The sequence below is a fragment of the Actinoplanes utahensis genome (genome assembly GCF_016862455.1).
Classification (GTDB): domain Bacteria; phylum Actinomycetota; class Actinomycetes; order Mycobacteriales; family Micromonosporaceae; genus Actinoplanes; species Actinoplanes utahensis.
Genome location: NZ_BOMZ01000052.1, coordinates 44,466 through 59,897 on the forward strand (window position 1 = coordinate 44,466; position 15,432 = coordinate 59,897).

The 15,432-nt window shown below is 71.3% G+C and carries 15 protein-coding genes and 1 pseudogene; 3 read left to right on the forward strand and 13 right to left on the reverse strand.

Translation table 11 applies throughout. The annotated features are described in order from the left end of the window. Positions 1 to 6 precede the first annotated feature (6 nt). Positions 7 to 519, reverse strand: a pseudogene (locus Aut01nite_RS20295) (flavin reductase family protein); the annotation flags it as partial. Positions 520 to 603: 84 nt separating this feature from the next. On the opposite strand from Aut01nite_RS20295, the gene Aut01nite_RS20300 reads away from it, so the two are divergent. Next, positions 604 to 882 (forward strand): hypothetical protein, encoded by a 279-nt coding sequence (locus Aut01nite_RS20300; RefSeq protein WP_084000032.1) that lies wholly within the window; start codon positions 604 to 606, stop codon positions 880 to 882. On the opposite strand, the gene Aut01nite_RS20305 is transcribed toward Aut01nite_RS20300, so the two are convergent. Further along, positions 830 to 1,573, reverse strand: coding sequence for a GntR family transcriptional regulator (locus Aut01nite_RS20305; protein WP_052164547.1), 744 nt, complete (start codon positions 1,571 to 1,573; stop codon positions 830 to 832). The genes Aut01nite_RS20300 and Aut01nite_RS20305 overlap by 53 nt on opposite strands. 143 nt (positions 1,574 to 1,716) lie before the next feature. On the opposite strand from Aut01nite_RS20305, the gene Aut01nite_RS20310 reads away from it, so the two are divergent. Next, the gene (locus Aut01nite_RS20310; protein WP_236643161.1) at positions 1,717 to 1,905 is read left to right on the forward strand and encodes a hypothetical protein; all 189 of its coding nucleotides are present in this window, start codon (positions 1,717 to 1,719) and stop codon (positions 1,903 to 1,905) included. Positions 1,906 to 1,936: 31 nt separating this feature from the next. Here the strand turns inward: Aut01nite_RS20310 and Aut01nite_RS20315 are convergent, their stop codons facing one another. From Aut01nite_RS20315 to Aut01nite_RS20365, 11 genes are all read right to left on the reverse strand, one after another. Beyond that, positions 1,937 to 3,532 (reverse strand): ABC transporter permease, encoded by a 1,596-nt coding sequence (locus tag Aut01nite_RS20315; RefSeq protein WP_373871522.1) that lies wholly within the window; start codon positions 3,530 to 3,532, stop codon positions 1,937 to 1,939. Next, a complete protein-coding gene (locus Aut01nite_RS20320) occupies positions 3,529 to 4,311 on the reverse strand; it encodes an ABC transporter ATP-binding protein (protein ID WP_052164549.1) in 783 nt (260 codons plus the stop codon). The genes Aut01nite_RS20315 and Aut01nite_RS20320 overlap by 4 nt, the downstream gene beginning before the upstream one ends. Before the next feature lie 57 nt (positions 4,312 to 4,368). Continuing rightward, entirely contained in the window at positions 4,369 to 5,040 is a 672-nt protein-coding gene (locus Aut01nite_RS20325; RefSeq protein WP_043532874.1) for an SCO2207 family protein, read from the reverse strand. Positions 5,041 to 5,101: 61 nt separating this feature from the next. Continuing rightward, positions 5,102 to 6,721, reverse strand: coding sequence for a sodium/solute symporter (locus tag Aut01nite_RS20330; RefSeq protein ID WP_043532875.1), 1,620 nt, complete (start codon positions 6,719 to 6,721; stop codon positions 5,102 to 5,104). After that, the gene (locus tag Aut01nite_RS20335) at positions 6,718 to 7,131 is read right to left on the reverse strand and encodes a DUF485 domain-containing protein (RefSeq protein ID WP_373871523.1); all 414 of its coding nucleotides are present in this window, start codon (positions 7,129 to 7,131) and stop codon (positions 6,718 to 6,720) included. The genes Aut01nite_RS20330 and Aut01nite_RS20335 overlap by 4 nt, the downstream gene beginning before the upstream one ends. A 42-nt stretch (positions 7,132 to 7,173) precedes the next feature. Further along, on the reverse strand, positions 7,174 to 8,229 hold the full coding sequence (locus Aut01nite_RS20340; RefSeq protein ID WP_052164555.1) for a HAMP domain-containing sensor histidine kinase: 1,056 nt from the start codon (positions 8,227 to 8,229) through the stop codon (positions 7,174 to 7,176). An 11-nt stretch (positions 8,230 to 8,240) separates the two neighbouring features. Beyond that, positions 8,241 to 8,942 carry a response regulator transcription factor gene (locus Aut01nite_RS20345; protein WP_275409708.1) on the reverse strand — a complete coding sequence of 234 codons (702 nt, stop codon included), beginning with the start codon at positions 8,940 to 8,942 and terminating at the stop codon, positions 8,241 to 8,243. A gap of 300 nt (positions 8,943 to 9,242) precedes the next feature. Continuing rightward, positions 9,243 to 9,977 (reverse strand): LytR/AlgR family response regulator transcription factor, encoded by a 735-nt coding sequence (locus Aut01nite_RS20350; RefSeq protein ID WP_043532877.1) that lies wholly within the window; start codon positions 9,975 to 9,977, stop codon positions 9,243 to 9,245. Between the two features lie 73 nt (positions 9,978 to 10,050). Next, positions 10,051 to 11,244, reverse strand: coding sequence for a sensor histidine kinase (locus Aut01nite_RS20355; RefSeq protein ID WP_043532878.1), 1,194 nt, complete (start codon positions 11,242 to 11,244; stop codon positions 10,051 to 10,053). Positions 11,245 to 11,247: 3 nt separating this feature from the next. Beyond that, a complete protein-coding gene (locus tag Aut01nite_RS20360; protein WP_043532879.1) occupies positions 11,248 to 12,831 on the reverse strand; it encodes a sugar transferase in 1,584 nt (527 codons plus the stop codon). 176 nt (positions 12,832 to 13,007) lie between these two features. Beyond that, positions 13,008 to 13,871 carry an Fpg/Nei family DNA glycosylase gene (locus Aut01nite_RS20365; protein WP_043532880.1) on the reverse strand — a complete coding sequence of 288 codons (864 nt, stop codon included), beginning with the start codon at positions 13,869 to 13,871 and terminating at the stop codon, positions 13,008 to 13,010. A gap of 24 nt (positions 13,872 to 13,895) precedes the next feature. Between Aut01nite_RS20365 and Aut01nite_RS20370 the strand changes: the two genes are divergently transcribed. Further along, positions 13,896 to 15,071 carry a glycosyltransferase family 4 protein gene (locus Aut01nite_RS20370; RefSeq protein WP_043532881.1) on the forward strand — a complete coding sequence of 392 codons (1,176 nt, stop codon included), beginning with the start codon at positions 13,896 to 13,898 and terminating at the stop codon, positions 15,069 to 15,071. Positions 15,072 to 15,432 lie beyond the last annotated feature (361 nt).

A 15,432-nucleotide genomic window follows, 5' to 3' on the forward strand; every position in this document is an offset into this window, starting at 1 on the left:
GCGGCATCATGCCAGCTCGGCGTACCTCCCCCGGTAGTGGATCAGAGGTTCCCCGGCGCCGGGGAAGTGAACGACTTCGATCACGGCCTCGATCAGGGTGGCCCAGCCACACGGCCGGCTGTCGTCCAGGCGGCATCCGGCCCAGGCGCCGGCATGGGCCGGGACCGGCCCGTACGCGGTCTGCTCCCACTCACCGGACGCGAACGGGCCGCCGGGCGCCGGGAAGAGGCCGGCGAACCGGTCGGCGAGCTGACGGTCGGCGGGGCTCAGCGGGCTGAGCGCGAACCGTCCCGCGAGGGTGACGGCGTCGAAGAACTCGCTCTCGTCGTCGATCAGGCCGATCACCCGTCCGGGGTCTCCGCCCGCGATCACGGTGGAGGAGACGGTCAACCCGGCCGGCCCGGGCGCGGTCCACAGCGCCACCGGGGCGGCGAACCGGCCGCGCAGGCGGCGGACCGGGGATTTCTCCGTCTCCGGGACGGCGAACGGATCGGTGGAGTGGATGCGGCCACCCGGCTCGTCGGAGTGCATCCGATCATTCTCCCGTTTACAGATTGCGCACGCGCACATGCCGATTAATTGATCACCAACTATTTTCTAGGCATGACTCAGGTGGTTCTCCGGCCAGGTGACGTCGTTCATGTCGGTCCCGAGGCGAGCGTCCAGTTCTCCGGTGAGCGGACATTGACCTTCCGGGTCATCCGGGTCGACCCGCGGGCCACCTACGACGGCTGGATATGGCTGGACGGCTACGTCCTGGGCGCCGACGGCAGCGCCGAGCAGCGCCGCCGGATCTTCGTCCGCCAGGAGGGGCTGCGGCGGGCCGCGGTCAGCCGGGTGCCGGCAGCTCGTAACGGATCTCGAACTGCTGACCTGCCTTGATCATGACGGTGACCTCGATCGGCCGGTCGCCGTCGGTGTAGGCGATCCGGAACTGCCGCAGCACCGGGATGTCCTCGGGCAGCCGCAGGGCGACGAACTCGGCGACCGTGGCCGGCCGCACCGACACCTGGTCCACCACATGCCGCAGCGGGTGACCGAGAGCGGCCAGCACCGTCGGTGACCCGCCGCGCAGCCGCCGGCTCTCGGCCAGCGCGGTGCCCCGGGCCACTGCCGCCGGGTAGTACGCCCAGACCAGCTCGGCCGGCTCCCCGTCCAGATCGAGCACCTGGTGCCGGACCGCGACCGGATCGCCCGCGGGAATGCCGAAGGCGTGCGCCACCTGCGCGGGCGCCGCCGTCTCCCCCACTCGGAGCAGGCGGATCACGGCGTCCCGCCCGGGTGTCATCGGTGACGGGTAGTGACCAGCCCGGACCACGGCCGGCCGCCGGCCGGTGGAGACGACCGACTTTCCCTTGTGGCCGGTGACCAACCCCTCCGCTTTGAGGATGCCGAGGGCGCGGGTGACGGTCTGGTTGCCGACCGCGTAACGCCGGGTCAGCTCGGCGGTGCTGGGCAGGCGCCGACCGGGGCCGATGTCGCCGGCGAGGATCAGCGCGCGCAGGTCGCCGGCGAGTTGCCGCTGGCGGGAGCGGTGCCCGTCGTCGGGTATCTCAGGCTCGATCGCACTCATGACGGATCATCCTGCCGCAGCGTCGCTCGAAAGTGGACGATCGACAGGTGTCATCAGCTTATACATTTTGTGTAACGTCGTCGGATGACGATGGGAGGCGGACCATCAGCGAGGCATTGCCCCGGGCCGGGGAGGTGATCCATGTGGGCGCCGCGGCCAGCGTGCAGTTCGCCGGCAACCGGGCGCTGACGTTCCGGGTGATCCGGATCGACCCACGGATCACCTACGACGGGTGGCTGTGGATCGACGGCTACGTGCTGGGGCCGACGGGCGAGGCGACCGAGCGGCGGGTCATCTTCGTGAAACGGGACGGGCTGCGCCGGATCCGGTAGGAACACGCGCCCGAAATCAGCACGCGATCTTTCAACGGGGCGTCACGGCGGCGAGCAGTTCGGGCATGCGGCGGTCGAGCATGCGGCCGGCCAGATGGGCGCCGAGCAGATAGGCGCAGACGCCGTAGACCAGGCCCACCGGCAAGGCGAGCCAGGGCCACAGCGTGGCCAGCACCACCACGGGCAGCGAGCCGATCATCGCGCCGAGCAGCGCGGCCATCCCGGGAAGGCTCTTGCTGAAGCCACCGCCGGAGGAGAGCGCGAACGGGCCGGTGGTGTCCGGCAGGGCGTAGGCGGCCCGCACCGAGATCGGCAGCACCAGCGCCAGCCCGGTGCCGTAGGTGGCCAGCAGCGTGCCGAACTGGGTCGCGATCGCTTCCGGGCGGCCCGCCACCACGCCGGTCACGATCGCCACGAGCACCAGCACCGGCACCGTGAAGACGGCGTGCGCGGCGGCCCGCGAGTGGATCTCCAGCCGCCCCGGGACGCCGGTGGCCAGGTTGGTCGCGTAGGCGCTGCCCTCGTACCCGAACTGGTTCGCCAGACCGATCGGCGCGATCGCCCCGACCACGAAGGCGAGCCCGACCGCGCCCGAGCCGTCACCCGCGAAAGCGGTGGAGAGCGGCAGGAAGACCCCGGCCATCGTCAGCGTCACCAGCGCGGCCCGGCGTCGCGTCTCGCGCCACCAGTAACGGATCTCGCGGGCGGTCAGCGCCCCGAACCGGCTCCGCGGCGACCACCGAAACAGCAGCTTGGTCACCGGGCTGCGATGATCCGGCGCCGCGGCCCGGCCCGGACCGGTGCCCGCGGCGCCGACCATCGCCTGTTCCAGCGTGCGGCCCCACCAGACGAGCAGGCCGGTCACGGTCACGACCACGATCAGAAGCTTGAGGGGTACGGCCCACGCCCGGCCTTGCGCCACATCCAGCCCCAGCGTCCACGGCGCGCCGAGCGGCGTCCACCCGGTCACCGTCGCGGCGGTCTCGACGAGCGTCCAGTCGGCCCGGTTCAGCAATCCCAGCAGGGTGAGCTCCAGCGGCCCGATCGACGCCGCCACCACCGCCAGCAGGATGGTCGCCAGGTCACGGGCCCGCCGGGACCGCAGCGACGTCGCGAACGCGCTGATCACCGCCCGGCTCAGCACCACGCAGACGGCCAGCCCGCAGACGACGCCGAGCAGCCCGGCCAGTGCCGCCCCGGCGCCGCCCAGCAGAGCCGCCGAGTGCACCGTCCCCAGCGTGGCGCACAGTGTCGCCAGCGCGGGCAGGCCGGCCAGGGCGGCCGCGCCCATCCCGGCGATCAGCGTCCGGCGGCGCAGCGGTAGCAGGGCGAACTGGGCCGGGTCGAGGGTGCTGTCCACCCCGAAGAACAGCAGCGGCAGGAACACCCAGCCGAGGGTGAGCAGCGCGCCGCCGAACGGGAACAGGAACTCCGCCATGTCCGGCCGGTCGAGCAGGCCGGGCACCGCGAGCATCGAGTAGCCCAGGATGGCGAATCCGCACGCCGCGACCAGACCCAGCACGAACATCACGATCCGGGCCGGGCGGTCGCGCAGGGTGTTGCCGGTGATGCGCAGCTTGAGCCGGACGAACGCCCGGATGGACACCGAGCCGGGCGTGCCCGTCACAGCCACGCGAGCTCCGAACCGGTGGCCACCCGGCCGCCGACGACCTGGACGAACACATCGGACAGGGTCCGGTCGCCGCGGATCTCGGTGAGTGGCCCCTGCATCCGCACCACCCCGTCCGACATGATCGCCACGTGGGTGCAGAGCCGCTCCACCACCTCCAGCACGTGACTGGAGAAGACGACGGTGCCGCCGCCGGACACGTACCGCTGGAGGATGTCGCGGATCAGCGCGCCGGACACCGGATCGACCGCCTCGAACGGCTCGTCCAGCACCAGCAGCCGCGGCGCGTGCAGCAGCGCGCAGGCCAGGCCGATCTTCTTCTTCATGCCGGCCGAGTAGTCGACGACCAGGGTCCGGTTGCCGTTGCCGATCTCCAGAACGTCGAGCAGTTCGACCGCGCGCTGGTCGACCGTCGCGGCGGGCATGCCGCGCAGCAGGCCGTGGTAGGCGAGCAGCTCCGGGCCACTCAGCCGGTCGAACATCCGCATGCCGTCGGGCAGGACTCCGACCAGGGCTTTCGCTTCGGCGGGGGCGCGCCAGACGTCGTACCCCAGCAGCTCTGCCTGACCCGCGTCGGGCCGCAACAGGCCCACCGCCATCGAGAGGGTCGTGGTCTTGCCGGCCCCGTTGGGGCCCAGCAGGCCGAAGAAGGACCCGGCCGGAACGTCCAGGCTGACCCCGGACACCGCCAGGCGGGTGTCGAAGTGTTTGACGAGCCCGCGCAGCGACATCGCCGCCGTCCCGCCCTGCGGCGAACGCTGTGCCGGAACGCTCATGAAAGGAACGTATCGCCCCGGCGGCCGGTCCGGGAACACCCGGACCGGCCGATCGCCTCAGCCGACCCGCTCGATCACCGCACGCCTGATCAGGAATTTCCCGGGTTCGCGGACCTCCTCGAAGGCCGCGTTGTTGAGCAGGATGCAGCTTCCCGACGTGCTCGCCACGGTGACCGTGATGCTCTTGTCGTTGTCCAGGTTCGTGACCCGCAGCCGGGTGCCGAGCGGGAGGGTGCCGCTGGACGCGGCGGGCGCGCCGCCCTCGCCGGACAGGGTGACCGTCGAACCCGGGCAGACCACGTCGCCGTTCCCGTCCTGCTCGGGGGGCGCCTCGGTCTCCTGCTGACCGGGCGGCGTCTCCTGCTGAGCGGGCGGAGTCGCGGCCGGCGGGGTCGCGGCGGGCGGAGTCGCGGCCGGCGGGGTCGTGGGCTGTGCCACCGCGCCGCCGCAGCCGCCCTGCGCCTTCTGCACGTCGAGCAGGTCGAGCACCGCCTGCCGGTTGGCGATCACGGCCTCGGTCTGCGCGTTCGGGTTCGCCCGCTGCTCCGCCATGAACGCCCGCGTCTGGCGGACCTGCTCGTCCAGCCCGTCGCAGAAGGTGGAGGCACTGCTCATCCCGGTGCCCACCGCCAGGCCGCCGCCGAGCACCGCGGCCGCCACCAGCCCGATCACGATCTTCCGATTGCGCCCGGTGAAACCGCTGCCCGGCCGCCTGTAGGTGCGTCTCATGACCGGTTCTACGGGGGACGGATCGGCGGCGGCCGGGAGCCGTACCTTAAAGATCCTTAAATCAACTCCGGAGCGACTCCGGCGCGTGCAGCCGCAGCATCGTCGCGCCCACATCCGCCGGCACCCGCTTCCCGGTCACCAGCGAGACACCGACCATGACCAGGAAGGCGAGGGGCACCGTCCAGGCGGCGGGCTGCCCGACGAACTCGGCGAAACCGCCCCGCAGCGGCGGGCCGAGCACGGTCAGCAGGACCGACGCCATGGCCGCGCCACCACCGGCGATCAGCCCGGCGATCGCCCCGGCGTCGGTCAGCCGCCGCCACCAGATGCCGAGCACCAGCAGCGGGCAGAAACTCGACGCGGCCACCGCGAACGCCAGCCCGACGACCTGGGACACGTCCATGTCGGACACCTGGAGCGCGAGGGCGGTCGGCACGAGCGCGGCCAGCACGGTGGCCACCCGGAAGTCCCGGACCGACCCGCTGCGGCCGGGCCGCAGCACGTCCGTGAAGATCACCCCGGCGACGCTGGTCAACAGGCCGGACGAGGTGGACAGGAAGGCGGCCAGCGCGCCCGCGGTGACCAGGGCACCCAGCAGCCGGCCCAGATGACCGTCACCGAGGGCGGCCTCGGGCAGCAGGAGCACCACCGCGTCGGTGTTCCCGGTCATCAGCAGTTGCGGTGTGTAGATCCGGCCCAGCACCCCGTACAGGGTCGGGAGCAGGTAGAACATGCCGACCATGGCGAGCACCACGAGGGTCGTGCGGCGGGCGGAGGCCCCGTCCGGGTTGGTGTAGAACCGGACCAGGACGTGCGGAAGCCCCATGGTGCCGAGGAAGGTCGCCAAGATGAGCGAATAGGTGGTGAAGAGCCCGGTCTGGTCGGGAAGCAGCCAGTCGGCGCCGAACTCGGCGTCCACAGTGCTCACCCGGGGAACCGGATCGCCCGCCTCGAACCGGAGCGTCTCCCCCGCCACGACCTTCGTCGCACCGTCCAGGACCGCGTCCTGCTCGATGGTGACCGTGGTCGCGGCGTGGAAGACCGGGCCGGGCGGAGTCACCGCCGGGCGGCCGTCGGACTGCCACTGCAGGATCAGGAAGACCATCGGTACGGCCAGGGCGGTGAGCTTCAGCCAGTACTGGAACGCCTGCACGAAGGTGATCGCGCGCATCCCGCCGAACGCCACGTTCGCGGTCACCACCACGCCGACGACCAGGGCGCCCCAGGCGTACGACCCCCCGGTCAGGGTGGCGAACGTCAAGCCCGCCCCCTGCAGCTGGGGCAGCAGATAGAGACAGCCGATGAACAGCACGAACGCGGTCGCCAGCCGGCGCAGGGCGACCGACTTGAGGCGCACCTGGCAGAAGTCGGGCAGGGTGAACGCCCCGGAGCGGCGCAGCGGCGCGGCCACGAACAGCAGCAGGGCGAGGTATCCGGCGGCGAACCCGACGGGGTACCACAGCACGTCCACGCCGTAGCGCAGCACCAGACCGGCGACCCCGAGGAAGGACGCCGCGGAGAGGTATTCACCGCTGATCGCGGCCGCGTTCCAGGACGGGCTCACCGAGCGGGAGGCGACCAGGAAGTCCGAGGTGGTACGGGCGAAACGCAGGCCGTACGCGCCGATCGCCACGGTCAGCAGCAGCACCAGGATCAGACCCGGCGCCAGGTACGGGTTCACCGTTCCGGCCTGCGGATCAGCGCCACGAAGTCCTGCTCGTTGCGTTCCGCCCAGCGCACGTAGGCCGCGCCGACGAGCACCAGGAACGGGAACGACAGCACCCCGAGCAGCAGCCACGGAAGGTGCACCCCGAAGACCTTGAACTCGCCGACCGCCGGCGCCGCGGCGAACAGCAGCGGCAGCGTCCCGAGCCCGGCGGCGACCACCAGGGCGAGCCGCAGCGCCAGCGCCAACTGGGCGCGCACCAGGCCCTTGACCAGAGCCTCCCCGACCGGGGTCTGCTCGTCGAGGTCGGCGCGGGCACGGTCGGGTGCGCCGCGCCGGCTCGCGGCGTCACCCAGCACCACCCGGACGCGCGGGCGCGGAGGCGGATCGGCCATGCGTGGCAGTCTGTCCGTTCCCGCCCGAATGTCAATACGAGGACGGCGGGCCGCGCCGGGCGGCCCCGTCGGTCATCTCTCTGCGGCCGTCGACAACGGAAGGCGTACCTGAATGTGGCAGCCCCGTTGATTCGCCGGCTCGACCACCGCGATGGTGCCCCGATGCAGTTGGACCACCCAGCGGGCGATCGCCAGACCCAGCCCGGTGCCGCCGCCGGTGGCGCGTTCGCCCCGGGTGAAGCGCTCGAAGACCCGTTCCCGTTCGGCGGCCGGGATGCCGTCGCCCTGATCCACGACCGCGAACACCACGTGATCGTCGCGGCGCTCGGCGCGAACCGTCACGACGCCGCCACGCGGGCTGTGCCGGGCCGCGTTGTCCAGCAGGTTCGCGAAGACCTGGTGCAGGCGCTCCTGGTCGCCGGACATCACCAGGTGCGGCGCGGAGACCTCGAACCGCACGTCGAAGCCGGTGCCGCCGGCGTTCACCGTCGCCTCCCGGACCACCTCGCCGAGGAAGGCGGGCACGTCGATCCGCTCCCTCCGCATCGGCACCACCCCGGCGTCCAGCCGGGACAGATCCAGCAGGTCGGTGACCAGGCGGCTGAGCCGTTCGGTCTGGGCCAGAGCGGTCTTCATGGTGTCCGGCTCGGCTGCGGCCACGCCGTCGACGATGTTCTCCAGCAGACCGCGGAGGGCGGTGATCGGCGTACGCAGCTCGTGCGACACGTTCGCGATCAGCTCCCGCCGCTGCCGGTCGGCGGCCGCCAGATCCGCCGCCATCTGGTTGAACGCGGTGGCCAACTCCCCCACCTCGTCCTGCGACCGGGTCTCGATCCGCCGGGTGTAGTCGCCGCGGGCCATCTCCCGGGCCGCGACCGTCATCTCTCGCAGCGGCACCGTCGCGCCGTGCGCCATCACCTGGAGGGTGACCAGTCCCAACGCCGCGGCGATGGCGATCCACAGCACGTCGACCCGGTAGAAGTCGATGGCCCAGAGGAACACCAGCAGGCCGACCCCGCCGGCGAAACCGAGCGCCAGGGACAGTTTCGCCTTGATCGATCGGACCGGGTCCAGCGGCCGGGGCAGGTACGCGAAGACCGGCGCCACCAGGTTGTGGACGAACAGCATCAGACGGGCGATCACCGGTCGATCTCCAGGGCGTAGCCGACGCCGTGGACGGTGCGGATCAGGTCGGCGCCCAGCTTGCGGCGCAGTCCCTTGATGTGGCTGTCCACCGTCCGGGTCCCGGAGGCATCCGCCCAGCCCCACACGTCGGCCAGCAGCCGCTCCCGGGGCAGGACCGTGCGCGGCCGTCCGGCCAGGTGCACGAGCAGGTCGAACTCGGTCGGGGTGAGGTGCACCTCGACCCCGGCCTGGAGCACCCGCCGCTCCGCCTGGTTGATCTCCAGGTCGCCGAGCCGCAGAGTCGGCGGCTCCGGCCTCGCCGCGGCGGCGGACTTCGACGCCCGCCGCAGCAGGGCGTGCACCCGGGCCGCCAGCTCGCGCATCGAGAACGGCTTGGCCATGTAGTCGTCGGCGCCGACGGCGAGCCCGACCAGCAGGTCGGTCTCCTCGCCCCGGGCGGTCAGCATGAGCACCGGCACCGGCCGTTCCGCCTGGATCCGGCGGCACACCTCGAGCCCGTCGAACCCGGGCAGCATCACGTCGAGGACGATCACGTCCGGCGGGTTGCGCCGGGCCGCGGCGACAGCGCCCGGCCCGTCGCCGACCACCTCCACCCGGAAGCCCTCGGCGCGCAGGCGTGCCGCCACGGCGTCGGCGATCGCCCGTTCGTCCTCGACGACGAGCACCCGTCGTTCGATCGTCTCCACCGCTGCCACCCATCGAATCGTGCCTGATCCGGCCGGTGCGCCCCCGTGGCTCACCGGCCGTAGCCGCAGCTTATTGATCTTCTGCGTGGGCCTGGCGGGGGAGTTGTGAACAACCTGTGGAGGCATCCTTCGGGGCCTGCCGCACCCGAGGCAACGGGCAGCCGGGCGGTTGGCACCAATGGGGGAGCATTCCGGGTGTGTGGATTTCGGCCGTGCCGGGCGCCTGAAATCCACACACCCGCGGACTGCCTGTGGATAACCCTGTGGAGAACCCTGTGGGGCTGTGGATAACGGTGTGGATTCCCGGGTTCAGCGGGTCCAGTCGTGCTTGGCGGCGCGGATCAGGCGGTCCTTCAGCTCCCGGGTGTGCCGGCGGCTCACCGGCAACTCCACCCCGTCGACCCCGACCACGTAACCCGAACCGGTCAGCCGCAGCTCGGTGACCAGGCGCAACTGCACCAGATAGGAGCGGTGGATCCGGACGAAACCGGCGTTGGCCCAGCTCTCGGCCAGAGTGGCGAGAGAGACCCGGACCAGATGGGAGGTGTCCCCGGTGTGCAGCCGGGCGTAATCGCCCTGCGCCTCGACCCAGCGCACCGACGACCGCGGCAGCATCCGGGTCGTCCCGGCCAGCTCCACCGGAATGGCCGGCTCGTCCTGCGGCGGGGCCGGCGCGGCCGCCCGCAGCCCCGCCACCCGGCGCAACGACTCGCCCAGCCGCTCGGCCCGCACCGGCTTGCGCACATAGTCGGTGACACCCAGGTCGAACGCGTCCACCGCACCGTCGTCGTACGCCGTCACGAACACGATCGCCGGCGGCTGCGCGAACCGCCGCAGGATCCGGGCCAGCTCCATGCCGTCCAGGCCGGGCATCCGGATGTCCAGGAACACCGCGTCCACCTCGGTGTCACGCAGCACCCGCAACGCCTCGGTGGCGTCGCCGGCCCGGTGCACGTGCGCCACCCGGCCGTCCGCGTTCAGCAGATAGGCCAGTTCGTCCAGCGCGGGCGGCTCGTCATCGACGGCCAGCACGATCAGGCTCATGGTGCCACCGGAGCGCGGCGCAGCCGGCGTCGTGCCGCAGCGGACCGGGCCGGCCGATCACTCGCACGCTTGCTCATGCCCGCACCTGGGGATGGAATTTCGGCACCCGCATGCTCACCTTCGTACCCGAGCCGGGGGCGGTCTCCACCACCAGGCCGTGATGGTCGCCGAAAACCGACCGCAGCCGCTCGTCCACATTCACCAGACCGACGTGCTGCCCGTCCTCGGAATCCGAACCGTCCCGCTGGAACACCGCCGGATCCATGCCGACCCCGTCGTCCTCGACCGTGATGTGGCACTCGGCGCCCGCGTCGCGTGCCTCGATGCTCACCATACCGACGCCGGGCTTACGGGACAGTCCGTGCCGGACCGCGTTCTCCACCAGCGGTTGCAGGCACAGGAACGGCAGGCCCACCGGCAGCACCTCGGGGGCGATCTGCAGCCGCACCTGGAGACGGTCGCCGAAGCGGGCGCGTTCGATGGTCAGGTAACGGTCGATCGAGCGCAGCTCCTCGGCGAGCGTGGTGAACTCGCCGTGCGCGCGGAACGAGTAGCGGGTGAACTCGGCGAACTCCAGGATCAGCTCACGGGCCCGCTCCGGGTCGGTACGCACGAACGAGGCGATCGCGGTCAGCGCGTTGTAGATGAAGTGCGGGCTGATCTGCGCCCGCAGCGCCCGCACCTCGGCCCGCGCCAGCCGCTCCCGAGACGAGTCGAGCTCGGCCAGCGCCACCTGTGAACCGGCCCAGCGAGCCGTCTCCAGCGTCGCCTGCACCAGACCGGGTGCCGGCTGCCCGTCGGCCACGGCCACCAGCGCGGCCTCGGCGGCGCCGGACGGGCCGGTCAACGGGGCCACCACCGCGCCACGGACCACACAGTCCACCCGGTCACAGACGAGATCAGACCCGTTGAGCACGACCGAACGCTGCGTTCTGGTGGCCCGGCGAGCCGCCGCAATCAGCTCCGACTCGTGGTGGGCGCCGCGTCCGTCGTACGCCAGAAGGGTCTCGCCGTCGACGACCGCAAGCCCGACCGCACCGACCAGCACCCGCAGATGCCGCGCCGCCTTTCCGGCCGTCGCCGCGGTCAGCCCGGCCCGCAGCGGCTCGGCCGCCAGCGACGCCGTGTGCAGCACGTCGTAGGTGGCTCGCTGCATCGCCGTCGCGATCCCGCGCCGGGCCCGCAGCCGCAGCACCGCCACCACCGCCGCGGCCAGCGCAGCGAGCACGGCGACGATCGCCACCGCACTCCCCAGCTGGCCGGTCACCGCCTAATAAGCGCCCTTGCGCTTCAGGACGACCCAGATGGTGCGCCAGAGGATGCTCAGATCGTAGGTCAGCGACCAGTTGTCGACGTAGTACAGGTCCAGGCGGACCGCCTCGTCCCAGGACAGCTCGGAACGGCCGCTGACCTGCCACAGACCGGTCATGCCGGGACGCACCAGCAGGCGCCGGCGGACGTCGCCGAGATAGTCGCCGTCGTCGGCCGGCAGCGGGCGCGGGCCGACCAGCGACATCTCGCCCTTCAGCACGTTGATCAGCTGGGGCAGCTCGTCCATCGAGGTGGCCCGCAGCTTCTGCCCGAAGGAGAAGATCCGCGGATCCTGCTTCATCTTGAAGAGCATGCCGTCGGTCTCGTTGAGCTCCGCCAGCGTGGCCTTGCGCTCCTCGGCGTCCACGTACATGGTCCGGAACTTCCAGACCCGGAAGGTCCGGCCGTCGTGACCGACCCGGGTCTGCCGGAAGAACACCGGCCCGGGGTCGGACATCCGGATGCCGACCGCGATGAACAGCAGAATCGGGCTGATCATCAGCAGGCCGAGGCCGGCCGCCGCCCGGTCCATCAGGTTCTTGACCAGCCAGCCGGGGCCGGACAGGGTCGGCTCCTCGACGTGCAGCAGCGGCAGGCCCTCGATCGGGCGGATGTGCACACGCGGGCCGGCGATGTCGGTGAGCTGCGGTGCGACCACCAGGTCCACGCCGGTGCCCTCCAGCTGCCAGGCCAGACGGCGCAGCTCGCCCGGCTCGGCGCTGGCCGACCCGCAGACCGCGATGGTGTCCGCGCCGACCTCCCGGACCAGCGACATGACGTCACGTCCGGCGTAGACCGGGACCGGCGTCTCGATGCCGCGGGCGGCCGCGAAACCGTCGGTGAGATGGATGGCGACCGGGATCAGGCCGGCGGCCGGGCTGCGGGTGACCGCCGTGTAGACCTCCAGGGCCTCCGGCAGCGTGCCGACCAGCACCATCCGGTGCGCGCCGTGACCGGTGTGCCGGCGGGCCAGGTGCAGCACCTGACGGGCGGCGGCCCGGCAGATCAGGATCAGGATCAGCGCGCTCAGCGACACCGTGGCGACCGTCCCACGGGACAGGTCGGCCTTGGTGGCGAACGCGAGCAGGGAGACCGCCGCGACGACGGTCACCGAGGTCCGGACGACCCGCTTGAACTCCTCGCTGCCCAGGCCCAGGTAACGGCGGTCGTACGTGCCGTTGGTCCAGAGCAGCAGCAGCCAGCCCAGCGGCAGCACCAGGTAGGCGAAGAAGTTGAACAGCTCGGTGCCCTCGAGGAACCACCAGGACTGGTTGAGGCCGGCCCGGGACTTCTCCAGAGAGCTGGCGATGTAACTCGCGCCGATGGCGGAGAGCAGGTCGAGGATGACCAGAAAGAACGTGTACGGCCGGTGCCAGCGGGACCGCCTGCGGCTCGATCGCCCCCACGCGTTACGGGGCACGCCGTTGCTCGGTGGCTGATCCTGCTGCCACTCGAAGCTGTCGTACCGCACGGGTCCACTCCGGCTGCTGTCGGTTGGTGGGCGATGCAGGCTAGTGGTCACTGCGCCTACGTCCTCCCGCATCCGGAAAAAGATTACGCACCGCCACGACCGTGCGGTCGTCGGCGGGTCCGCCGGTACCCGTACGCGTCATAACGGTTGCCATGGACCGGGCCACTATACCGATGGATCGGCCGGAGAGAAGGTGACGTGACGGCCACAAACCTGATGTATACGCAGTGTCATCGGACGGATGCGGATCACCGGACCAGCTTGGACAACCGGCGGTCAGCCAGCGGTTTCCCGCCGGTCTGGCAGGCCGGACAATATTGCAGGCTCTTGTCGGCGAACGAGACCTCACGCACCGTGTCGCCGCACACCGGGCACGGCAGGCCGGTCCGGGCGTGCACCCGCATCCCCGCGCGTTTCTCGCCCTTCAGCTCCGCCGCCTTCTGACCGACCGAACGCTCCACCGCATCCGTCTCGATGGCACGCATCGCCTCGTACAGCGTCACGATCTGTTCATCGGTCAGCTTGCCGGTGAGCGCGAACGGGGACAGCCGCGCGGCATGCAGGATCTCGTCGGAATAGGCGTTGCCGATCCCGGCGAGCACCTCCTGATCGGTGAGCACACCCTTGATCTGGCCCTTACGGCCGCGGATCCGCTCGGTGAACTCCGGCAGCGACACGGCCAGCGCGTCCGGGCCCAGCCGGGACACCCCCGGAACCTCCGTCACCGGGTCGCGGACCAGGTAAGCCGCCAGCGACTTCTGGGTGCCCGCCTCGGTCAGGTCGAACCCGGAACCGTCGTCGAGCCGCACCCGGAGCGCGATCGGCCCGCTGCCCGGCTTGAGCGGCGCCGGCGACTTGAACGAGTCCCGGTAGTGCAGCCAGCCGGCCCGAGCCAGGTGGACCACCAGATGCAAGTCGTCACCGAGGCCGACATCGAGGAACTTGCCGTGCCGGCCGGCACCGGTGATCGGCAACCCCGCCACCGCGGACGGCGCCGGGTCGTAGGTCTTGAGCGCGCTGAAGGAGGCCACTTCGAAACGGTCCACGGTGTGGCCGACCGCACGCTCACGCAGGTAAGCCGCGAGCGCCTCGACCTCGGGGAGTTCGGGCACATCCCCACGGTAGCGTCTGTCGTCATGAAGGTGGTGGTAGCGCACAACCGGTACCGCGAGGCGATCCCGTCCGGGGAGAACGTCATCGTGGACACCGAGATCGGCCAGCTGCGCGAGGCCGGGGTCGAGGTCGTGCCGTTTCAGCGCAGTTCCGACTCGATCGGGTCGCTCCCGGCGGCCCGGAAGGCGCTGCTGCCGATCTCCCCGATCTACGGCGTCGACGCGCAACGGGACCTGGCCGATCTACTGAAGGCGGCGAAACCGGACGCGTTGCACCTGCACAACCCGTACCCGCTGCTCTCGCCCTGGGTGATCCGCACCGCGCACGCGCACGGGGTGCCGGTGGTGCAGACCGTGCACAACTACCGACAGGTCTGCTCGTCCGGGCTGTACTTCCGCGACGGCCACAACTGCCACGACTGCCGCGGCAAGGTGCTGGGCTGGCCGGCGATCAAGAACCGCTGCTACCGGGGTTCCGCCGCACAGAGCGCGATCATGGCGACCACGCTCGCCGTGCACCGGCCGACGTGGCGCTCGGTGGACCGGTACATCGCCCTCACCGACAAGATCGCCGCGCACCTGACCGACTACGGCATCCCGTCCGACCGCATCGTGATCAAGCCGAACGGCCTGCCGGACCCGGGCGCCCCGGCCCCGCTCGGCGACGGGTTCCTCTACGGCGCCCGGCTGTCCCCCGAGAAGGGCCTCGGGCTGCTGCTGGACGCCTGGCGCCGGCATCCCGACGGCAGCCTCGGCACGCTGCGCATCGCCGGTGACGGCGAACTGCGGCCGCTGGCCGAACAGGCCGCCGCCTCCCGTTCCGACGTGCTCTACCTGGGGCCGCTGGACCGTGCCGGCATGACCGCCGCCCGCCAGGCCTCCGCCGTCGTCATCGCCGTCCCCACCTGGGAAGACGTCCTCCCCACGGTGATCCTGGAAGCGATGTCCACCGGCCGGGCCGTGCTCGGCACAGCCGTCGGCGGCATCCCCTACATGGTCGGCACCGGCCCGTCAGCCGCCGGCTGGCTCGCCGAACCCGACCCGGCGTCACTGGCCGCCGCACTGCCCCTGGCCCGGGCCGGCGCCGCGACGGCGGCTGTCGCCGCCCGCGCCCGCTACCAGCAGCACTTCCACCCCGACGTCCTCACACCCCGCCTGATCTCCATCTACACCGAAATGTCCCACCACGCCAAAGCCTAAAACCACTCCCCACCCCGTGGTCTTCGCGAGCGGGCGGCCACAAAACGGCCACTCGCAACGGGCGGCCACAAAACGGCCAGCCCTCTACCCCGTAGTCTTCAGTGTGCGCGTGGTCACAGAACGGCCCGCAAAATGCCGTTGGTGTCGAGGCGAGTGATTTTCCGACGCCCAGCGGTTTTCTGGGTGGCGGAAAATCGCACGCCTCGACACCAACTAAAGGGCATTTTGCCGCGAAGCGAAGCGAAGCCAGCCAGCTCAGAGGGGCGAGATAGCCGGATACCTCGTCGCACGGGTGAGAGAGCCAGCACGCCTGTCCCCGCGGGTGGGTGGGACCGGTTACCTCGACCCGCGGGTAGGTGGA